21 protein-coding genes are annotated in these 22,251 nt (G+C 39.4%); 19 read left to right on the top strand and 2 right to left on the bottom strand.

What is annotated here, in order from left to right; all coding sequences use genetic code 11:
* The first annotated feature begins 4 nt into the window (after positions 1-4).
* From AC0N32_RS00865 to AC0N32_RS00880, 4 genes are all read left to right on the top strand, one after another.
* On the top strand, positions 5-1,564 hold the full coding sequence (locus AC0N32_RS00865) for a G-D-S-L family lipolytic protein (RefSeq protein WP_476391994.1): 1,560 nt from the start codon (positions 5-7) through the stop codon (positions 1,562-1,564).
* 86 nt (positions 1,565-1,650) lie between these two features.
* Positions 1,651-2,589 (top strand): ribose-phosphate pyrophosphokinase, encoded by a 939-nt coding sequence (locus AC0N32_RS00870; protein WP_476391995.1) that lies wholly within the window; start codon positions 1,651-1,653, stop codon positions 2,587-2,589.
* 55 nt (positions 2,590-2,644) lie between these two features.
* Entirely contained in the window at positions 2,645-3,289 is a 645-nt protein-coding gene (locus tag AC0N32_RS00875) for a 50S ribosomal protein L25/general stress protein Ctc (RefSeq protein WP_476391996.1), read from the top strand.
* Positions 3,290-3,446: 157 nt separating this feature from the next.
* Positions 3,447-4,667: a cysteine desulfurase gene (locus tag AC0N32_RS00880; RefSeq protein WP_476391997.1), complete on the top strand. Its 1,221-nt coding sequence runs from the start codon at positions 3,447-3,449 to the stop codon at positions 4,665-4,667.
* Positions 4,668-4,724: 57 nt separating this feature from the next.
* Here the strand turns inward: AC0N32_RS00880 and AC0N32_RS00885 are convergent, their stop codons facing one another.
* Complete coding sequence (locus AC0N32_RS00885; RefSeq protein ID WP_476391998.1) at positions 4,725-4,916, bottom strand: bacteriocin-like protein; 192 nt, start codon at positions 4,914-4,916, stop codon at positions 4,725-4,727.
* A 212-nt stretch (positions 4,917-5,128) separates the two neighbouring features.
* On the opposite strand from AC0N32_RS00885, the gene AC0N32_RS00890 reads away from it, so the two are divergent.
* The 3 genes from AC0N32_RS00890 to AC0N32_RS00900 are packed head-to-tail and all read left to right on the top strand — an operon-like array spanning position 5,129 to position 7,361.
* The gene (locus tag AC0N32_RS00890) at positions 5,129-5,689 is read left to right on the top strand and encodes an RNA polymerase sigma factor (protein ID WP_476391999.1); all 561 of its coding nucleotides are present in this window, start codon (positions 5,129-5,131) and stop codon (positions 5,687-5,689) included.
* Positions 5,676-6,290: a hypothetical protein gene (locus AC0N32_RS00895; RefSeq protein WP_476392000.1), complete on the top strand. Its 615-nt coding sequence runs from the start codon at positions 5,676-5,678 to the stop codon at positions 6,288-6,290. The genes AC0N32_RS00890 and AC0N32_RS00895 overlap by 14 nt, the downstream gene beginning before the upstream one ends.
* Before the next feature lie 33 nt (positions 6,291-6,323).
* On the top strand, positions 6,324-7,361 hold the full coding sequence (locus tag AC0N32_RS00900; RefSeq protein WP_476392001.1) for an outer membrane beta-barrel protein: 1,038 nt from the start codon (positions 6,324-6,326) through the stop codon (positions 7,359-7,361).
* Positions 7,362-7,450: 89 nt separating this feature from the next.
* Here the strand turns inward: AC0N32_RS00900 and AC0N32_RS00905 are convergent, their stop codons facing one another.
* Positions 7,451-7,990, bottom strand: a complete 540-nt coding sequence (locus AC0N32_RS00905; RefSeq protein ID WP_476392002.1) for an SPOR domain-containing protein — start codon at positions 7,988-7,990, stop codon at positions 7,451-7,453.
* Positions 7,991-8,174: 184 nt separating this feature from the next.
* Here AC0N32_RS00905 and AC0N32_RS00910 point away from each other — a divergent pair, with 184 nt between their 5' ends.
* The 12 genes from AC0N32_RS00910 (at position 8,175) to ribH (ending at position 22,163) form a co-directional block, all read left to right on the top strand.
* Positions 8,175-9,539, top strand: coding sequence for a c-type cytochrome (locus AC0N32_RS00910; RefSeq protein WP_476392003.1), 1,365 nt, complete (start codon positions 8,175-8,177; stop codon positions 9,537-9,539).
* Between the two features lie 22 nt (positions 9,540-9,561).
* Positions 9,562-12,624 (top strand): TAT-variant-translocated molybdopterin oxidoreductase, encoded by a 3,063-nt coding sequence (locus tag AC0N32_RS00915; RefSeq protein ID WP_476392004.1) that lies wholly within the window; start codon positions 9,562-9,564, stop codon positions 12,622-12,624.
* Positions 12,625-12,649: 25 nt separating this feature from the next.
* A complete protein-coding gene (gene nrfD / locus AC0N32_RS00920; protein WP_476392005.1) occupies positions 12,650-14,047 on the top strand; it encodes an NrfD/PsrC family molybdoenzyme membrane anchor subunit in 1,398 nt (465 codons plus the stop codon).
* Positions 14,034-14,555 (top strand): DUF3341 domain-containing protein, encoded by a 522-nt coding sequence (locus AC0N32_RS00925; protein WP_089693017.1) that lies wholly within the window; start codon positions 14,034-14,036, stop codon positions 14,553-14,555. The genes nrfD and AC0N32_RS00925 overlap by 14 nt, the downstream gene beginning before the upstream one ends.
* Positions 14,548-15,276: a c-type cytochrome gene (locus AC0N32_RS00930; RefSeq protein ID WP_476392006.1), complete on the top strand. Its 729-nt coding sequence runs from the start codon at positions 14,548-14,550 to the stop codon at positions 15,274-15,276. The genes AC0N32_RS00925 and AC0N32_RS00930 overlap by 8 nt, the downstream gene beginning before the upstream one ends.
* An 8-nt stretch (positions 15,277-15,284) precedes the next feature.
* The gene (locus tag AC0N32_RS00935) at positions 15,285-16,616 is read left to right on the top strand and encodes a quinol:cytochrome C oxidoreductase (RefSeq protein ID WP_476392007.1); all 1,332 of its coding nucleotides are present in this window, start codon (positions 15,285-15,287) and stop codon (positions 16,614-16,616) included.
* A gap of 155 nt (positions 16,617-16,771) precedes the next feature.
* Positions 16,772-17,773: a hypothetical protein gene (locus AC0N32_RS00940; protein ID WP_476392008.1), complete on the top strand. Its 1,002-nt coding sequence runs from the start codon at positions 16,772-16,774 to the stop codon at positions 17,771-17,773.
* Between the two features lie 203 nt (positions 17,774-17,976).
* Complete coding sequence (locus AC0N32_RS00945; RefSeq protein WP_476392009.1) at positions 17,977-18,978, top strand: hypothetical protein; 1,002 nt, start codon at positions 17,977-17,979, stop codon at positions 18,976-18,978.
* Positions 18,979-19,034: 56 nt separating this feature from the next.
* Complete coding sequence (locus tag AC0N32_RS00950) at positions 19,035-20,216, top strand: hypothetical protein (protein ID WP_476392010.1); 1,182 nt, start codon at positions 19,035-19,037, stop codon at positions 20,214-20,216.
* Positions 20,217-20,219: 3 nt separating this feature from the next.
* Positions 20,220-20,756, top strand: a complete 537-nt coding sequence (locus tag AC0N32_RS00955; RefSeq protein ID WP_476392011.1) for an adenine phosphoribosyltransferase — start codon at positions 20,220-20,222, stop codon at positions 20,754-20,756.
* Between the two features lie 177 nt (positions 20,757-20,933).
* Positions 20,934-21,641, top strand: coding sequence for a YfgM family protein (locus AC0N32_RS00960; RefSeq protein WP_476392012.1), 708 nt, complete (start codon positions 20,934-20,936; stop codon positions 21,639-21,641).
* Positions 21,642-21,644: 3 nt separating this feature from the next.
* Positions 21,645-22,163 (top strand): 6,7-dimethyl-8-ribityllumazine synthase, encoded by a 519-nt coding sequence (ribH, locus tag AC0N32_RS00965; RefSeq protein WP_169231786.1) that lies wholly within the window; start codon positions 21,645-21,647, stop codon positions 22,161-22,163.
* The last annotated feature ends 88 nt before the right edge of the window (positions 22,164-22,251 follow it).

The raw sequence follows: 22,251 nt of genomic DNA on the forward strand, positions 1-22,251 counted from the left end.
AACTATGAAAAAAATTATAATTTCTACTTTCGCGATTTCCGCACTTCTGTTTACAACGAGCTGCGAGGATGATTTTGATACCGATGTGAATGACGTGGTGGTAACCAGCGGTGATGCGAACTTTTCAAAATATATTGCCTTAGGAAATTCCCTGACATCAGGGTATAGAGACGGAGCGCTTTATCTGGATGGGCAGAACGAATCTTACCCTTCAATGATTGCAAAGCAAATGAAGCTTGCCGGAGGTGGTGAGTTTAAGCAACCTTTGATGCCGAACAATATCGGAGGCTTCAGTGGATTGCCGGGATTCGGCGGTAAACTTACGCTTCAGGTAGTCAACGGATCTTTAACTCCTGTACCAAGTACTCCCGGAGGAACATTGGATAACGTGGCTTCAGGAAGACCTTATCAGAATATGGGAGTACCCGGGGCAAAATCTTATCATCTTGTAATACCGGGCTATGGAAATCAGGCAGGTCTTGCCACAAGTACGGCAAACCCTTATTTCGTAAGATTCGCTTCATCTCCTTCGACTTCTGTTTTGGCTGATGCGATGGCTCAGGCTCCTACATTCTTTTCCCTTTGGATAGGAAGTAATGATGTTCTATTATATGCAACAAGCGGAGGAACCAATTCCCAGACAGCAGGAGGGGTTACCACTTATACAGCAGCGACAGTACAGCCCGCAACTGCAAGCCCTGCAGATTACAAATCCAATGATATTTCGAATCCTAATGTTGTTGCAGCTTCTATTAAAGGAGTTCTAGACGGTCTTAAAAGTGTAGGCGCTACAAAAGGGGTCATTGCAAATGTTCCTTATGTAACTTCAATTCCTTATTTTACTACAGTTCCTTATAATCCTTTGACGCCGGCTGCTTTGGGAGCAAATCTTACAACACTTAATACCAGCCTATATGGGCCGTTGAAGCAGGCTCTTACTGCTTTTGGAGCAGGAGACAGGATCAATTTGCTTTCAGCAACTTCCAACAACCCTGTTTTAATTAAAGATGAATCGCTACCTAATCTTTCTCTTCAGCTTACGGCAGCATTAACGCCTTCATTGGGATTGCCTACAGCGACAGCCTTCGGACAGATTTTCGGACAGGCAAGACAGGCGACATCAGAAGATTATATCTTACTTACATCAAGCTCTTTAATCGCAACCGTAGCACCTGGAGCACCTTCTCCGGTAAATATTTACGGGATTTCTTATCCTCTGCAAAATCAGCATGTGCTGACAAAAACAGAAGCAGGATATGTAAAGACAGCGATAGACGCATACAATACTTCAATAAAATCTATGGCAGATTCTTACGGACTTGCTTTTGTAGATGCCAATGCTAAAATGGTTGAACTCAACGGACAGTCCGGGATTACATTCGAGGGAGTGAAGTATACGGCTAAATTCGTAAGCGGTGGTGCTTTCTCTCTGGATGGTGTACATCTTACCGGAAGAGGATATGCTATTGTAGCGAATGAATTTATCAAATCAATCAATGCAAAATACAGTTCTACCTTACCACAGGTAAATCCAAATAATTATTCGGGGGTGAAATTCCCTTAATAAAGGCATTCAGTAAAAACTTAGAAACCACAAGACAGATTCTTGTGGTTTTTTTTTAAATTTGCAAAATCTTTTAAAAAGTAAAAATGGCCCACCAGTTAAGTTATCTATTTTGTACAAGGACCAGCAAGGACCTGGCAGAGAAAATTGCCCAGTATTATGGGAAAGAATTAGGGAAAATCAACTTTCAGACCTTCAGTGACGGAGAATTCGAACCGGTATTGGATGAGTCTGTAAGAGGAGGAAGAGTTTTCTTAATCGGATCTACCTTTCCGCCGGCAGACAATTTATTGGAACTTCTTTTAATGATTGACGCTGCGAAAAGAGCCTCTGCAAAGAGTATTACCGTAGTTCTTCCTTATTTCGGACTTGCCAGACAAGACAGAAAAGACAAACCGAGAGCGCCGATCGGTGCCAAGCTTGTTGCCAATCTTTTAACGGCAGCAGGAGCAACACGAGTAATGACCATGGATCTCCATGCAGACCAGATCCAGGGATTCTTTGAAATTCCCGTAGATCATTTGTATGCATCTACAATTTTCGTAGACTACATCAGAGACCTGAACCTGGAAAATCTTACCATTGCTTCTCCGGACATGGGTGGAGCCAAAAGAGCAAAAAACTATGCAGGTCACTTGGGTGCTGATGTGGTAATTGCTTACAAGGAAAGAAAAAAGGCAAATGTAGTGGAAGAAATGTTCCTGATCGGGGACGTAGTCGGAAAAAATGTAATCCTGATCGATGATATGATCGATACGGCAGGAACGCTTTGCAAAGCTGCGGATATCCTGATGGAAAAAGGAGCGAAATCGGTAAGAGCCATGGCGACACACGGCGTCCTTTCAGGAAAGGCTTACGACAATATCGAGAACTCAAAATTGCTGGAAGTGATTGTAACTGACTCAATTCCTGTGAAAAATAATTTGTCATCTAAAATAAAAGTGCTATCTTGCGCCCCATTATTTGCGGACGTTATGAAGATGGTTCATGAGCATCAGTCAATTAGCAGTAAATTTGTTATTTAATTGATATTTAGAAGTTTGCAAATTTAATTTGAAACAATTTTTTAAATTTTTATAAATGAAATCTATTACAATTCAAGGTACAAAAAGAGAAAGCGTGGGCAAAAAGTCTACAAAAGCTTTACGTGATGCTGAATTAGTTCCTTGTGTTGTTTACGGAGGTGGTGAGCCATTGAACTTCTCTGCTACAGAGAAATCGTTCAAAGGTTTGGTATATACTCCTGAAGCACACACGGTATCTATTGAGGTTGATGGTCAAACAATTCCGGCTGTTCTTCAGGATATTCAGTTTCACCCGATTACAGACAAAATCCTTCACGCGGATTTCTACCAGTTAGCGGAAGACAAGCCGGTAATTATGGAAGTTCCTGTAAGAATTACAGGTCGTTCCAAAGGTGTTGTTGCGGGTGGTGTTCTTCGTCAGTCTTTCAGAAAGCTTAAAGTAAAAGCGATTCCTGCTAACTTACCAGACGAAATCGTTGTGGACGTTACGCCGTTAAGAATCGGTAACAAACTTTATGTAGGAGGAATCAAAACGGAAGGATATTCTTTCATGCACCCTGACAACGCAGTAGTAGTTGCTGTGAAGATGTCTAGAAATGCAATGAAAGGAGGAGCAGCAGCAATGGACGATGAGGATGAAGAAGAAGTTGCAGCAGAAGAAGGAGCGGCTCCGGCAGCTGAAGAAACTGCAGCAGAATAAGAATTTCTTATCTGAAAAATATAAAACCTGTCATTTTTTGGCAGGTTTTTCTTTTTAGATTACATCTATAATCATATTTATTCGCAAGCCTTTCAGAAAAAAAACCGTAAATTTGAAGAGTTCTAAATAAGAACAATTTAATTTAAATTTTTAATAAATGTTTGACATTCAGAATATCAGAAGTCAGTTTTCTATATTAGATCAGAAGGTGAATGATAAGCCATTGGTTTATCTCGATAATGCGGCAACATCACAGAAACCAAACTCCGTTTTAGAAGTTTGGAATACATATTATACGGAGCTCAATGCCAACGTTCACAGAGGAATCCACACGCTCAGCCAATTGGCAACCGAAGAAATGGAACTTTCCAGGAGAAAAATTCAGACATTCATCAATGCAAAGCATGATTTTGAAGTCATCTTTACCAAAGGAACCACCGAAGGATTAAATCTTATCGCTTATGTTTTAACCCAGAAATTAAAAAAAGACGACGAGATCATCATTTCTTACCTCGAACACCATTCTAATATTGTTCCGTGGCAGATGCTTTGTGAAAGAACCGGTGCAAAGCTAAAGGTAATTCCTATCGATGAAGACGGAATCCTTCAGTTGGATCAGTTTGATGAGTTTTTAAGCGAAAAAACAAAGGTGGTTTCTGTAAATCATGTTTCCAACGCATTGGGAATTGTAAATCCTATTGAAGAAATCATTGCCAAAACCAGAAAAAATACAGGAGCTTATATCGTCATCGACGGAGCGCAGTCTGCCCCGCACTTTACCATCGATATTCAGAAAATGGACTGCGATTTCTATGTCTTTTCAGGACATAAAATGTACGCACCGATGGGGACGGGAATTTTATACGGAAAGCAGGAAGTCCTCGAAAATCTGCCGCCTTTTCACGGCGGAGGCGAGATGATCGCTACGTGTTCTTTTGAAGGAACTACGTATGCGCCGCTGCCATTTAAATTTGAGGCCGGAACTCCTAATGTGGGCGGTAATATTGCTTTGGGGGCAGCTGTAGACTTTATCCTTAAAGTCGGACAGGAAAATATTCAGAAGCACGAAAATGCCTTGCTGGAGTATGCACAAAAAAAACTCCTGGAGCTTGACGGGATTAAAATTTATGGAGAAAAAGCCAACAGAACCGGAGTGGTTTCCTTTAACCTTGAAGGGGTAGGAATTGCTTCTGACGTAGGAATGATCCTGGATAAACTGGGAATTGCCGTGAGAACCGGGCATCACTGCACACAGCCTATCATGGATTTTTTCAATATTGCCGGAACGGTAAGGGCAAGTTTTGCCGTTTATAATGATTTTAATGAAATCGATCTTTTAGTAGAAGGGGTAAAAAAAGCACAGAGAATGCTCAGTTGATTTAAAAGGATGCTAAAATATAAAACAATGGCCGGAAATGACTCCGGCCATTTTTCATTAGCTGACTTCCGAATCACACATTTCAACAGGAACCAGGCATGAGGTAGACGTACATGGATTTCCCGTCGGAATTTGCAGGCAACAGGCATGATAGCCGTTGTACGTGATGTGGTACGTGTTCGGAGGGCACGTGTGGCCGCCCATTACCTGCTTTAGGCTTTCCCGCTGAAGTTTTTTTAGATTTTTCATAATGTTTTGTTTTGTAATGGTTTGTATTAATCACTAAATTATGAAAAAAATATTAATCATGACTTTTTTAATCTGATTTAAATTTTTACACTGCTAAATATTTTGTCTGTTTTTAAATGATTTCTTTTATTAGCTAAATTTTTTTTAAAAATAAATTTGTGCTTTGTAACCTTTTCTGTTTTTTATTGTCTTACTAGTAGAAACAAATAATTATGAAACTTTTGTTCGGAAATAAAAAAGATGATTTGCTCAGCCGCCTCAAAAAACAGGACCCGGCTGCACAGAAAATTTTTTATGATCAGAATGTCAAAAAATACCTGAGCGTAAGCAGAAGCTATATAAACGATCTTTATCAGGCAGAAGACTGTGTGATTAAGGCATTTTGCAAAATTTTCAAGAATATTGAAAGTTTCCGGGGAGAAGGTAGTTTTGAGGGATGGGGCCGGAGAATAGTAGTAAACGAATGTCTTAATTTTATTAAAAGCAATAAAACCGTTTTTTATCTCGAAGACATCAATCCCAATTACTCTGAGGAAATTCCGGAAGAATATGTTGACTTCAATTTCAATGCACAGGAACTGCTGGATCAGCTGCCGGATGCCTACAGAATGGTCTTTAATCTTTATGTACTCGAAGATTATTCCCATCAGGAAATTGCTGAAGCCCTGCAGATTTCTACGGCGGTAAGCAAAACCCAGCTTTTCAGAGCAAAAGAAAAGATGAGAAAAATTTATCATCAGCAACAAAGAAAATTACAAAATGAAAATTACTGAAAACACCATAGAATACCAGATCAAAAAGCAGATCGGTGAACGGGAAGTGACTCCCGCCCGTGATCTGTGGGCTGAGATCGAAAGCCAGACGGAGAATAAAAAGGTAAAATCGGGAGTGAATTGGTTTCTGGTAGCCGCATGTCTGGTTTTAACATTCAGCCTGGTAGCCGTACTCTTCTTTAACCATGAGAACCCAAAAGTTGAGAAATCCGCAAATCTCGCTAAAGCAGTAAATCCGGAAGTTCAGATTTCTGTACCGAATGAAACTCAGAAGAAACCTTCGGAATTAATCATTAAAAACAATCAGCAAAAAATTGCGGTAGAAAAGGTTTCTCCAAATATAAAGGAAGATTTCAAGCAATCGCCGGCTATAATTCAGGAAGAACTTCCTGCGATACGGCAAACTTTATCTGACATATCGGAAGCCTCAACTAATGAACCGTCTAAAGCTATGGCACAATCGGATTCAACCAAAATCCAGGTGAAAAAGAAACGGTATGTAGATCCTTCCACGCTGCTTTTTTCAGTAGAGCATAAAGATGTCATTGAAAAAACCAAAGGAAAAAGCAATATGGCGAGCATTGATCTGAACGGAAACTAAAATCATTTTTAAACAATTAAAAACTATTATAATATGATCAAGAAATTTATCATGATGGGCGGACTATGCCTATTGTCTGCATCAATATATGCTCAAAAAAAGCCTGTATTCAATCTCCAGCCTAAAGACGACACCGAAGTAAGCCCGATCGTAAAGGAAAAAGTGGATGAGTATGCCAAGAAAATCGATGCCATAATCAAAGAGGAAAAAAAGCTGATGGAAGTAGAGCTCACTGAGCTTCAGTCGAAGAATCTCTCTAAAGCGGAATTCGATGAACAGAAATCCCTGATTGCCAGCAGGTACTCTGAGAAAATAGATCAGCGGATTGAAGAGCTGGGCTTTGATATGGACGCCGTTATTCAAAAACAGGTGCGATATTCTCTGCTTAATTCGGACGTCACTTCGAATGAAGAACTGAAAGAAAAACTGTTGAAGAAGTTCAGGCCAACAAAAGACCTTTCTCCTTACATTTCTTACGGGATCATGAACCTTACCAACGATAAGCCGGACAATGCGCTGGACACGAATTTACGCTACGCCGGAAATTTTGAATTCGGCCTTAAATTCAATTACCAGTTTGGACGTACAAGCCCCTGGGGATTGATTTCCGGAATCGGGTTTTCCTGGAGAACACTCATTATTGATAACGATATGTTTGTGACGAAAGATGCCAATTCCAATGTATATCTTGCAAATTATGACAAAGGATTGAGCAAAAGCAAACTCAGAACAGGATATATTATTGTTCCATTGGGATTGCAGTACAATTTCTCAAAGGTGAAAAATGCCGGTCTCGATGTGCAGTACCTGGATTATTCCAAAGGATTCAGGGTAGGAGCTAATATCTACGGAGGCGTAAAAATGTCGACCAACAACATCATCAAAGGCGAAGGAATCAGCGACAGGGATAGAAGTGATTATAAAGTAAGTCCCTTCATTTACGGAGCGCAGTTTACGGTTTCTTATGACGACTTCAGCATCTTTGTGAAAAAAGACTTTGGAAACTTCTTCAAAAGCGGAACCTTCGAAAATGATAAAGCATTGGTTTTCGGACTGGCACTTTGGTGGTAAAAATATACCTTATTTATTCATATTAAGTGAATTGGCTGCCCAAAAAGTTTGGACAGCCAATTCGCTTTCTAATTCTTTAAAAATACTTTTTATTTCGCTTCTGCGCAGAAAATTCTGTATTGAACCGCTATAGCAGATTTGAAATATTCTCTTACCCTCGCCAGATCGGAAGCAGCACTTTGTTTTGTGAAATAACTTCCTGCAAGAATTTTATAATTAGGTCGTAACGAAGCATCCGTCTCCACTTTTAAGTTGGGAAATCTCTTCCTGAAGTAAGACTTTACTTCATTGGCTTCATCATTACTTTTCACCGTAGTGATTTGGATTTTATACCCCAAGATCCTTGGATTTTTTCGGCAGATCTCAGCATTGGTAAGCTCACGGCTCGGTACATAGATCTTTGCCGGCTTAGACGGTCCGAAATCTTCATCATCATCTCTGGACACCACCGTATTTGTGGTTCTGGAACATTTATCCTCAATGCCTTCCAAGGCCGCATTTACCTTAGAATCCATCGTCATTACCAATTCCGTACCTGCTAAGGTATCTTTTTTTACAATCTGTTGGGCATCAATCGTATAAAATCCTCCAAACAACAATATCGAAAATATTTTAATCAAATTTTTCATTTAAACTTGTTTCCGCAAATTTAGACAAATTAAAAAATTATACCAAATAGAGTTATTTAGAATGAGTACAAATTAAACGTAAATGATATTTTCCCCTTTCTATATACCGTTAAATTCCTGTTAAATATATTATTTTTGCGGAATTGATTGAATGTTCAATATTTACTAACATAAGATAATTTAAATGATTAGTTGGAGAAAGCATTATAGACAAACGTTGATCGCAATAGGCTTATTGTTATCAACCAGTGCTTCAATTTACGGGCAGGACGGTGATCCTAAGAATGGTGAGAAGCTTTTCAAAGCAAATTGTACTGCATGTCACGCACTAGACAAACAAGTTGTAGGACCACCCCTCAAAGGTGTTGTAGAACGGGTAAAGACAGAAGGCGGTGTAGACAAAGATTGGCTTCACAAGTGGATCAAAAACAACAAGGAGCTCAGAGCTTCCGGAGACAAGTACGCCAATGAAATTTTTGAAAAGTACAACAAGACTGAGATGCAGGTCTTTCCGAATCTTTCAGATAAGGATATCGATGACATCTTAGCATATACAACTAATCCTCCGGCTCCGGAACCTGCCAAAACAGATACTTCCAAAGATACAGCCAGTGCCGGAACAAACGCAGCACCACAAAGTTCTGCAACGACAAACGTAGTTATCATTTCTCTTTTAGCCATAGCCGGTTTATTAGTTTGGATCTTACTGAAACTAAGACAATTGGTAAAACTGGGCCAGTCTGAAGACTTGGCGGGGCTTAACGAAACAAGGGTTAAATCTTTCCGTGAAATATATGAGAAATACCATTATGTAGGTAAGGGATTGATCGCAATCCTGGCAATTCTAGCAGCTTATGGAGTATGGAACTGGATCATGTGGATCGGGGTTTACAAAGGATATAAGCCTGAACAGCCTATCTACTTCTCTCACAAAATCCACGCAGGGGAACAGAAAATCGACTGTCAGCTTTGTCACTCCAGTGCCAAATACGGTAAAGTATCTGAAATTCCTTCGATGAACGTTTGTATGAACTGTCACAGAACAATTTCCGAGTACAACGCAGAGCACTATATGGAGCCAGGAAAAGACAAGGCTTTCTATGACGGAGAAATCCAGAAAATCTATGCGGCTACAGGTTGGGATCCTGCAAAACAGCAGTACACCGGAAAAACCCAGCCGGTTGAATGGACAAGAATCCACAACATGCCGGACTTCGTTTACTTTAATCACTCTCAGCACGTTGTAGCTGGTGAACAGGCCATCATAAATTCTTTCAACAAAAAGAATCCAAACAACAAAATCGATGTTGTATGTAAAGCATGTCACGGTAAAATTGATACCATGAATGTTGTTCAGATGGCTAATGACTTCACCATGGGATGGTGTATCGAATGTCACAGAACTACTGAAGTTGATATGAACAACGGTTATAATAAAGAATACTTCAAGAATCTACATGACAAGTTGAAAAAACAATACCCTAAAGATGGTGGTAAGATTACTGTAGATGCAATTGGAGGTCTTGAGTGTGGTAAATGTCATTATTAATAACTAAAAATTAGAAGTATAAATGGCTTCAAACAAAATACAATTTAGAAGTATTCACGAACTTAAAGATCCGGCTTTAAACAACAAGCTGGCTCAGAAAGAGTTCCAGGAAGAAATTCCGGTAGAAGATTTCCTTGGAGATGCTGAAAAGAACGGATCCAGTACTTCAAGAAGAGATTTCTTAAAACTGTTAGGATTCTCTACAGCAGCGGTAACATTGGCTGCCTGTGAAGCTCCGGTAATCAAAACGATTCCTTATGTGGTAAAACCGCATGATATCATTCCGGGGATTCCAAACTATTACGCTTCAACATATTTCGATGGTTTTGACTTTGCGAGTGTTTTAGTAAAAACCAGAGAAGGAAGACCTATCAAAATCGAACCGAACCCTACAGCAGGGGATTTAGGAAAAACAAGTGCGAGAGCTCAGGCAAGTGTACTTTCTCTTTATGACAACGATAAAGTAAAGCAGCCTAAATTTGAAGGTAAAGATGAAACTTTCGATAAAGTAGACAGCTACGTTATCAAAGGACTAGAAGAAGCTAATGCGGCCGGAAAAAGAATTGTTTTATTATCACATTCTTTCGCTTCCCCTACTTTCAAAAAATTATTCACTGAATTCAAAGCAAAATATCCTACAGCTGAATTAGTAACGTATGACGCTTACCCTTATGCTGCCGCACTAGACGCAGCTCAGGAGGTTTTCGGAACAAGAGCTTTACCGGTTTATGACCTTAGAGGAACTGAACTGGTTGTTGCTTTCCATGCTGATTTCTTAGGAGACTATAACGGAGGAGGTCTGGAATCTTCTTACGCTGCTGCAAGAAAGCCGGGGCCAAACATGTTGAGACATATTCAGGTAGAATCAAACATGTCATTGACCGGTGCGAATGCAGATTCAAGATATAGATTAAAGCCTAGCCAGGTAAATAAAACTTTGGTTGAAGTGTACAATGCTATTGTTGGCGGAGGAACTTCAGACAAAACAGCTTCCGAAATTGCTAAAGAACTACAGGCAAAAGGAAGTAAGGCCGTAGTTTTCGCTGACGGTTCCAAAGGTGCTCAGGTTTTAGCTCACCTGATCAATCAGAAACTTGGTTCTACAGCTTTTACAGGAAAGGCGAACTTATTAAAAGAGTTTGACAAAGCAAGATTCGAGGAATTCCTTGGATGGGTAAATGCAGGTCAGGTTGGCGTATTGATTGCCAATAATGTAGACCCTATTTATTCTTACCATAAAGGAGAAGACTTCAAAAAATCTTTGGCAAAAGTTCCTTACGTGATTGCTGTTGCCGATAAGAAAAATGAAATGTACAAAGCTGCGAAAGCGGTAATTCCTGTTGCCAACTGGCTTGAATCTTGGGGTGACATCGAACCTCAGACAGGTGTATATTCATTAATGCAGCCTACCATCCAGAAAATCTATAAATCAAGACAGATCGAAGAATCTTTATTGGTTTGGAAAAATGGTAAAAACAATGCTGCCAATAATTACTACGATTATTTAAAAGCAAACGCTTCCTCTATTTTAGGAGGAACTTCTTTCAATAAAGCTTTATATAACGGATTCAATACCTCTACCAATGCTACTACATTGTCGTATGCAGGAGGTAATGGCGCTCAGGCTGCCGCTGAATTAGGAAACTTCAAAGCTTCCGATCTGGAATTGGTGTTATATACCAAGACCGCAATGGGAGATGGTACACAAGCTAATAATCCTTGGCTGCAGGAGTTACCGGATCCGATTACCAGAATGTCCTGGGATAATTACCTGACGATGTCCCCTAAGGATGCAGAAAAATTAGGAATCGACAACGATCTTAATGCAAGGATGCAGCTGGATGGTTCTATCGTAAACCTTACGGTAAACGGAGTAACCATAAAAGACGTTCCTGTATTCGTTCAGCCTGGACAAGCAGAAGGATCTCTTGGTCTTGCGTTGGGTTACGGTAAGAAAAACTCAGGAGCTACGGCTGATACAGGAGTAAATGCTTATCCTTTGTTCGACGGTTCTAATTTAGCCGTATCTAATGTTAAAATCGAAAAAACCGGAGAAGATCACGAATTCGCAGGTATTCAGCTTCAGAATACATTAATGGGACGTTACGAAATCGCAAAGGAAGTTCCTTTGGCAGAATTCTTAAACGTAGCATTTGATGATGAGCACAAAGGATGGAATAAGCCTTTGGAATATCACACCATCAGCGGAGCACTTCCTGCAAGAAAGATTGACCTTTGGGATGCATTTGATGATACGGACGGTCCTCACTTCAACATGTCCATCGACTTGAACTCTTGTACAGGTTGCGGATCTTGTATCATTGCCTGCCAGGCGGAGAACAACGTTCCTGTTGTAGGTAAAGAAGAGATCAGAATGTCCAGAGATATGTACTGGTTAAGAATCGACCGTTACTATTCTGCAAGACAGAAGGTAGAAGTATACGAAGGATTAAAAGAAGGAATGGCCGTTCCTGAATTATATGGAACAGCATTCAACAAAGAAGGCGGTGCATTGAATCACCCTGCTGACAATCCTGATGTAATCTTCCAGCCGGTAATGTGTCAGCACTGTAACCACGCACCTTGTGAAACAGTTTGTCCGGTAGCGGCAACTTCGCACGGTAAGCAGGGACAAAACCACATGGCATACAACAGATGTATCGGTACAAGATATTGTGCAAACAACTGTCCTTATAAAGTAAGACGTTTCAATTGGTTTACATATAACCTTAATGACAAGTTCGACTTCAATATGAATAACGATCTTGGAAGAATGGTTCTTAACCCGGATGTTGTCGTAAGAACTAGAGGGGTAATGGAGAAATGTTCAATGTGTATCCAAATGACTCAGACGACTATTCTTGAAGCTAAAAAAGAGGGTAGAATCGTGAAAGACGGAGAATTCCAGACGGCATGTTCAAAAGCTTGTACAACGGGATCTATCCAATTCGGAGACATGAATGACAAGGCATCTGAAGTTAGAAAGTTATATGCTGGCGACAGAAGATATTATTTACTGGAAGAGATCGGAACCAAGCCAAACGTGTTCTATCACACCAAAGTAAGAAACAGAGTAGAAAAATAAAGTTTAAATAATAAATAGGTAAAAAATGTCAGGACATTACGAAGCTCCGATAAGGGAACCTCTAATTATTGGTCACAAAACTTATCACGATATTACGGAAGATATCGCACGACCTATCGAAGAAAGAGCAGGCAAATTATGGTGGATTTCATTATATGCAGCCTTGGTTCTATTCATCTACGGATTCGGGTGTATCGCTTATACTATCGGAACAGGTATTGGAGCATGGGGACTTAACAGAACTATTAACTGGGGTTGGGATATCACTAACTTTGTATGGTGGGTAGGTATCGGTCACGCCGGAACACTAATCTCAGCGGTATTATTATTATTTAGACAGCGTTGGAGAATGTCTGTAAACAGATCTGCAGAGGCGATGACGATCTTTGCGGTAGTACAGGCAGCGATCTTCCCGGTAATTCACATGGGTAGAGTCTGGGTAGGATATTGGGTATTCCCTTTACCGAACCAGTTCGGCTCTCTTTGGGGGAACTTCAACTCTCCTCTACTTTGGGACGTATTTGCGATCTCCACTTATTTCTCAGTATCTACGGTATTCTGGTTCATGGGATTGATTCCTGACTTTGCAATGATCAGAGACAGAGCAAAAACACCCTGGACCAAAAAGATTTATACATTCCTTGCCTTCGGTTGGGGTGGTAAAGCAAAACACTGGCAGAGATTCGAAGAGCTTTCTTTGGTTCTTGCAGGGTTGGCAACACCACTTGTATTCTCGGTACACACCACGGTATCCTTTGACTTCGCCACATCGGTAATTAAAGGATGGCACTCTACGATCTATCCTCCTTACTTCGTTGCCGGTGCGATCTTCTCAGGTTTCGCGATGGTACAGACCCTTTTGTTGATCGCAAGAAAAGTTTGTCACCTTGAAGACTACATCACAATGTATCATATAGAGATTATGAATATCGTAATCATCTTAACAGGAGGTATGGTAACGGTAGCTTATGCTACGGAATATTTCATCGGATGGTATTCAGGATCAAGATTCGAAGACTTTACGTATCTGTCTCCGGGTGCTGCCGTTGGTCCTTACTGGTGGGCATTCTGGGCATTGATTACCTGTAACCTTATTGTTCCTGCATTATTCTGGTTCAAGAGAGTAAGAACAAATATCATTGCTACGTTTATCATTGCACTGATCATCAACATCGGTATGTGGTTTGAGCGTTTTGATATCATCGTTATCAACCTTTCAAGAGACTACTTGCCAGGTTCATGGACAATGTTTAAGCCGACGATCATTGATGTGGGTGTATATTTAGGAACAATCGGATTCTTCTCTGTATTATTCTTATTGTACGCAAGAACATTCCCTGTAATTGCACAGGCCGAATTAAAATCGATTTTGAAAATCTCAGGTGAAACTTATAAAGCAAAAGAAGGAGATGAGCACCACTAAAATTGTATACGGACTTTATGCTGATGACGACGATTTAATGAACGGCGTTAAAGCATTCAACGATAAAGGAATCGCAATTAACGAAGTTTATACTCCGTTTCCGGTTCACGGACTAGACAAAGCTTTAGGTTTAAAGAAAACAAGAATTTCTGATGCAGCCTTTCTTTACGCTCTTTATGGAGTGACGATCGGGGCTACTTTAACCTGGTATGTGATGAATCACGACTGGCCTCAGAATATCGGTGGTAAACCGGCTTTCGACTGGGCTCACAACATGCCTGCATTCGTAGTTCCGATGTTTGAGCTTATGGTATTCTGTGCCGCTCACATGATGTCATTAACATTTCTGGTAAGAAACAAAATGTATCCCGGAGCACCGGCACAAAACCCGGATCCGAGAACAACGGATGATAAATTCATGATGGAATTCGTAACGGAAGATGTAGAATCTGTGAAGCAGTTGCTTATTGAAACCGGAGTTGAAGAAATAACTGTTAAAGATGCTTAAAATGAAAAAGAATGTATTAAAAATTACAGCAGTTTTAGGTTTAACAGCAGTTTTACTTAACTCTTGCGGACCGAAAGAAAATACGCCTCTGGTATACTTTCCGGACATGTATTTCCCGGTAGCTTATGATCCTTTGATGAAAGCCCAGGATGCATATTCAGATCATGAAAATGAAATCCCTGCTTTCGTAAAAAATAACGGGGCAACAGGCCTTACTCCAGTAGAAGGATCTGTTCCGCAAAATAAAGACGGCGTTTTTGAAGAAGGTTTGCTTCCGAAAAATGTGGATGAATATAATGCAGGCTATGATGCTTCTAAGAGCATGACAGCCTCTCCACTAAATCCAGCCAACGCAGCAAAAGACCTTGAAAGAGGAAAGATATTGTTTGAACATACTTGTGCTGCCTGCCATGGTGTAGGAGGAGACGGACAGGGACCAATCGTTCAGTCAGGAGCATTCTCCGGTGTACCGAACTATGCCGACAGAGAAATTACGGTAGGATCTGTTCATTATGTGATAACAAACGGTAGAAACGCCATGGGATCTTATGCGGGCCAGCTGAATGCAGGAGACCGTTGGAGAGTAGCCATGTATGTGATGAATGCCTTCAAAAAAGGAGCAGCGGCACCAGCAGCAGCTACGGCAACACCTGCCGGAACGACAGCTACAGCGGCAGCACCGGCAACAACTGAAACAAAGACTACCGAAACTAAAAAATAAGAAAAGAAATGTATAGTTTTTCACCAAAATTAAAATCAACTTCTATAATCCTTCTTGTTGTAGGTTTAGTTCTGTTTGGTATCGGTTTCTTTTTAAATAAAGGAATTTCCACTGAGAAAATAGAACAGATGATGGAGGCGGTTCACGCTTCCGGTCATAATGCACCTACACACTCCAGTGAAATGGTAGGTCCTCAGGATCATGCGGCTCACCTTGAGCATGCTACTCTTCAGGTACACAACCAGCCTTTAGCGGCAATACATTTTGTAGCTGTATTTTTCTTCGGAGTGAGCTGCTGCGTATTGTTTTTCTACTCTATTCAGCACGCTGCACACGCAGGATGGCCGATTATCATTACCAGAGTAATGGAAGCCATTGCTTCTTATATTCCTTATGGTGGTGCTATTCTGATCATCTTAATGCTTTTAAACATTACCCACCAAGGTCACCTTTTCCACTGGATGGATCCTGAATTGACAAACCCGAATTCTGCTCACTTTGATGTGATCTTATTTGAAAAGAGAATTTTCTTAAACATACCTTTCTATGCCGTAAGAACATTTATCTATGTATTAGGTGCTTCTTTCTTTGCATGGAAACTGAAAGCGCAGTCTAAAAAAGTAGATGAAACAAAATCTAGAACAGAATATCAGATGCTTTACAGATGGGCTGTGGGATATATCGCCTTCTTCGGATTTGCGTCTGCAGCGTGGGCCTGGGACTGGTTGATGTCTATTGACCCTCACTGGTACTCTACCATGTATATCTGGTATTCTATGGTGAGTTGCCTTTCAAGTGGTATTGCGGTAATCATTCTTTTAAGTGTTTATTTAAAGAAAAACGGATTCCTTCCTCAGTTCAATGACAACCATTTGCATGACCTTGGAGTATTCCTTTTTGCTACAAGTATGCTTTGGACGTATACCTGGTTTGCACAGTTTATGCTGTACTGGTATGCGAACATTCCGGAAGAGGTAAACTACTTCTTCGGAAGATTCCAGCACTACTCTCCTACTTTCTTACCGATGCTGATCGTAAACTTCTTATTACCACTATTGGTATTAGTGAGCAGCAGCATCAAGAGAAACTACAAAGTAGTAACAACAATGGCAGTCGTGGTGATCTGTGGTCACATTTTAGATTACTTCAACATGGTAATGCCAGGAACAGTAGGACCATACTGGAAAACTCCTGAAGTATTCATCCTGATCTTGGGAGCTCTTCTTTTCGTAGTTGGATTATTTATGTTTACCGTGCTTTCCGCATTATCTAAACTTAAACTTATCCCTACAGGTAACCCTTACCTACACGAATCTGAAATTTATGAATATCCTTTCTAAGGATTTTATACAAGATAAAACGAAAAAGACTGATTGTAATGATCAGTCTTTTTTTGTAAAATAATTTGAAGAAATTTTCAAATTAGGGCAACCTTTTTAAATTTCTGTTGTCTTATGATTAAAGAAGATTCATTTAATCATTTAACAGAAAAATTATGAAAAAAAGTCTCCTATTATTATTTTTGACATTCGCACTAGGCCTATTCAATGCACAAACCATTACTTTCATTTCTGAAAAAACCACTAAGCCTTTGCCAAGAGTTTCAGTTTTTGCCAAGGACGGAAGTATCGTTGCGTATTCAGACATTGATGGCAAGATTGATAAAAATTTAATAAAACAGGATCAGGAAAAATTCCAACTGGTGTACGACAATGTTGTTTTGGCACAGCTTACTTTTTCAGAAATTAATAAAGATGTGGTGAAACTTGATGATAAAATCAAGGATATTGAACCTGTAGTAATCAAGAACAACAAGCCGGCAAAGTATATTCTTATCAAAGGAAATTTCAATACCTACGTAACCGTCAACAATCAACTCAAGTCTTATGCTGACGGAATCGTAACTTATATATTCGACAATAAAACCAAAAAACTGAAAAGTACGAATGTGGAACAATACAGAATCTTCGCATTGCAGACTGAAGTAAATGGTTCTTTCTTATCTTACACAGCAGGATTAGAGATCCCAAGACTTAAATACGTAGGAAACCCGGAGGAATATAAAACCGAAAAAAAGAATTTTAAAGAACTAAAGGGCGACAAAAGTGATCAAGTAGAAATCATAGATAGAATGGGTTCGGAAAAAGGATCTACGTCTTTCGGAATAACCCTTTACGATTTTAAAAAAATTATAAACCTATCCTTTGAAAAAGAATCAGGAAAAACGCTTAGAGACTTTCTGGAATATAGTGATGTACGCTACTCAAAAATTAAATATAAAGAAAAACCAGATCCTAATCAATTAGCGTTATACAATAATTTTTATACGACAGAATATAGTTTTAGTGATGATAAAGACATTAAAAGAGTAAAATTCAACAAAAACAACAGCAATTACCAGACCGCATACTGGCAGGATCTTTCTTTTCCAAATATGCAGACGGTCTTCAGCAGTTTCTTCAGAGACGATTTAAAAGAAAAACCAAATGAAAACTAAAAGAAATTTTTCACATTTTATTTTTTATAATCCGACAAGCATCCCGAAATAACCGAAAATCAAAGACATTTTCATAGAATATTTTGTACAGTGAAAGACTGATGGTAGAGGTCAGTCTTTTATTCACTTTAAAAATTCATTTTAAGAAACTATTTTGCCTTTTAAAAAGCGCTATAAATACAACAATTTCAATTAATAAAACTATGAAGAGAATTATCCTATTATTATTTTTGATGTTTGCGTTTGATTCTTTCAATGCACAAACCATTACGTTCATTTCAGAAAAAACCAATAAGCCTCTGCCAAAAGTTTCAGTTTTCGCAAAAGACGGAAGCATTGTTGCCTTCTCGGATATTGACGGTAAAATCGATAAGCAATTGATAAAACCCGAACAGGAAAAATTCAGGCTTGTTTACGAAAATATTGTTCTGGCAGAACTTCCTTATTCTGAGATTGATAGAGATATTGTAAAACTTGATGAAAAAATCAAGGACATTGAGCCCGTCGTGGTAAAAAATAATAAACCAGCAAAGTACCTTTTGATAAAAGGCAACTTTAATGCTTATGTCACCGTAAACAATATGCTTAACTGTTATGTGGATGGAATCGTAACGTATGTTTTTGATAATAAAAACAAAAAAGTAAAAGATATTAAGGTACAGCAATATCGTATCTTCAGTCTTGAAAGCGCCACATTTGAAAAAAAGCAGGCCTGGGCCTGGGATTACAGAATGTTTTTAGACTTACCAAAATTGAAATACGCCGGAAATCTTGAAAAATACAATAACGGAGAACTTAGGGTAAAGGAACTGAAAACGCCAACCAAAGACGAAATAGAAATACGTGGGGAAGACCTCCAGGAAAAAGAACTTTCCATTTTAGGATACCGGCTTTTCGATATTCGGGGGATTGCCAATTTTTCATTCGAAAAGGATTCTAAAAAATCGTTGCGTGATTTTACTGAATACAATTCAATCAAATACCTGAAACTGAAGCATAAAACGGAACCCGAATATAACCAGATCATTTCCTACAAAAACTTTTATCCGACCGAGCTCGATTTCAGTAATGACAAAGATATTGCGGACGTAAAGTATAATATAAATCAAGGCCATTACACCTCAAAATATTGGGAAGACTCTTCGTTTCCAAACATGCAGACTGTTTTCAGTTCGTTCTTTAAGGATGACTTAAAAGAAAAATAAAAAATAAAATCCCCTATTAATAAACGTTTTAGTAAATTTGTGGCAAACGAGAAAAAATGAAAAAACTGTCTTTTCTACTAATTTTCAGTTTGTTGCTGTTTACAGCATGCAAAAAGGATCACGTAGATGCCACCAATACCAAAACGTTACAGTCGAGTATCAATGATATGACGGCAAGTCTTCCTACCATTAAACAGATCAAATTTAATGAAGCGCTCTACATTTTAAAGACTTTTGGGGTAGAGGCAGATGGAGATGTTGCGGAACTGAAAGCACTGGGCCAGCTGATCAACGGAAAAAAAGTTCCGGAAATTATGGCGATGGCAGACGAGGTAGCTCAGAAAAACGGCATTGAGTGGGCCAGCACAGCACCTCCTTCTCTTGGAGAAATGAATATCTTCGGAGATGATAAGGCAAAAGAAAGTGATCCCAACGATGTAAAAGCAAATTCATTAAGCATCATTACAAGACCTTCCGGTGACGATGGAACCGGCGCCCCTACGGCGATCCAGGTGGTTCCGAGACTTGTTGACAACGCAGGAAATCCCGTGTCATTCACAGGAGCAGGACTGGAAGCCACCCTTGAGGTTTTCAGTAATGGGGTGAAGCTTTCTACCGCAAAAAACCTGATGCAGGATAATAATTTTAAAGGATTTAATTTAAAATTCTCTTCCATTCCGGCAGCTAAGGTCGTAGACAATAAAATCGATATTACCGTATCGGTGAAAACCACGGCAAAAACATTTAAAATGACAAAAATCGGGTTAGATGTAAATCCTCTGTTACTGAAAATGCCTGCACAGCCGGTTGTTGATTCTACAGCTGTAAATCAGGATCCGGCAGTAATCGACCCGAATAATCCTGAGGGAAATATACCTTCTGCAGATCCAAACGTTCCGGCTACTCCAAAGCAACCGGCAGCAGAACCTAAAAATGTTGTGTCAGGCTTCCTGAACAATGTAAGTTCTCAAAACCTTAAAGCAGCTTATAATGCGGCAAGCAATCCAAACTGGGGGAGCTACGAATCATTTGCCAATCCTACCTCCGGCTTCGGATCTGTAAAAAATGTGAGCGTTAAAAACATTTCCACCAATCTTTCGAATGCCAATGTAGCCAGCGTAAACGCGACGTATGATGTGACCGACAAAAGCGGAAGAACCACTTCGTTAAAAGCTACTTTCGGTTTAAAAAATGTAAATGGGGAATGGAAAATTTCCAGCTATAAAATCAATCCTTAAGCAATGCCTTCACAAGAATTAATCAACAGACTAGAAGAAACCATAGAGAATATTCCTGATTTTCCGATTCCGGGAATTCAGTTTAAGGATATATCTCCTATTTTCTTGGATCCGAAATTATATGAAGATGTCATTTCAGATCTTGTGGAATTCAGCAGAGGAAAAGTTGATGCCGTCTGTGGAATCGAAAGCCGGGGCTACCTTTTCGGAATTGCCATCGCTGTTGCGTTGGAGGTCCCCTTCGTTTTAATAAGAAAATCAGGAAAACTGCCACCGCCGGTCATTTCTGAAAAATACGATCTCGAATATGGCAGCGCTATTATCGAGACCCGTGAAGGCCAGATAAAACCGGGGCAAAGGGTTTTGATCCACGACGATCTCCTGGCCACAGGAGGAACGACGGAAGCCGCGGCAAAATTAGTTGAAAAACAAGGGGCAACTGTCGCACAGTTCAGTTTCCTGATCGGCTTAAAAGAATTAAACGGCGAGGAAAAATTGAAGAAATTTAATGCTGAAGTCTATCATATTTTAGAATATTAAGCTTTTAGAATAAAATAAATGCTTTGTGAATGATTTCATAAAGCATTTTTTATGACATTATATCGCTATTTAGTCAATGAAGATTTACAATTCATAACATTTCATCAATAATACGCAGAAAGTATTTTGTAAATCATTCAGAAACAATTAAATTTGCAATTCAATTTTTAACAATTTATGGCAAAACTTACAAAGAATGCTCAGCACGAGCAAGAAGGTAAAGAAACAGTGGAGTTTTTTAAAGATCTTGACAGAGAAGCTTTAAACACCGAAAGATTTATTGAAAGATATTCAAAACCGTTAGGTATTGTTTTCGGGGTGCTTGTTTTAGGCGTTCTGGGGTTCTTCGCTTACAAACAGTTTGTGGTAACGCCTAAAAATGCTGAAGCTGTAAAAAGTTTCCTAGCTGCCCAGAAAAATCTTACAGAAGGTAAAGATAAAGAGGCTTTAGGAGGAAAATCTGCTGCAAATCCTGGTTTCTTAGGAACTTATAATGAATATTCTGCCACAAACATCGGTAAACTTTCTGCTTATAATGCAGGAATTCTGAAGTTTAAAGAAGGAAAATTCCAGGAGGCGTACGATCTGTTAGACAAGTTTTCATCAGACAATAAAACATTGATGGCCATGAAGTACGGTGCAATGGCAGATGCGCAGTCCGGTCTTAATAAAAATGACGATGCTTTGCAATTGCTTGATAAAGCATCTTCTGCTTCAGATGATCCGTACACCACCTATTATTTCACAAGAAAAGCAGGTATCTTGGCATTAGGGCTTAACAAAAAAGCAGATGCTAAAAAATATTTTGCAACCATTGATGAAAAATATCAGGACTATGACAACGGAATGTCTGATTCTTATATTGAAATGACTAAATATTACTAAATAATGGCAACAGTTAATCTTTCCGATTACAAGCCACTTCATATAACCAATGCCGATGAATTTTCTATCGGCATTGTTTTTTCTGAGTGGAATGATTTTGTAACCTACAATCTACGTGACGCAGCACTGGAAATTCTTCAGAAAGAAGGGGTAAAACCTGAAAACATAAAGCTTTTCCCTGTTCCGGGTGCTTTTGAGCTCAATTATGCAAGCATGCAGCTTTGCAAAGAACGAAAATATGACGCGGTAATTTCTATCGGATGTGTCATTCGTGGAGAAACACCTCATTTTGACTACGTTTGTTCGGCGGTAGCCCAGGGAATTAAGGACTGCAATATTTTAACGGATACTCCCACTATTTTCTGTGTTCTTACAGACGACACCAAAGAGCAATCCATAGCCCGAAGCGGCGGAGATTTAGGAAACAAAGGAGTTGAAGCTGCAGTGACGGCTTTACGAATGATTGATTTCAGGAAAAATTTATCCGGCAAAAAAGGGAATATCGGGTTCGGACATTCGTAAATCCGCATATTGCTTATAAAATTTCAGACTGCTTTTGCAGTCTTTTTTTTATTGAAAACACTTCAAACTCTTTCTGCAAAAGGGTTTA

The sequence above is a fragment of the Chryseobacterium endophyticum genome (genome assembly GCF_056333165.1).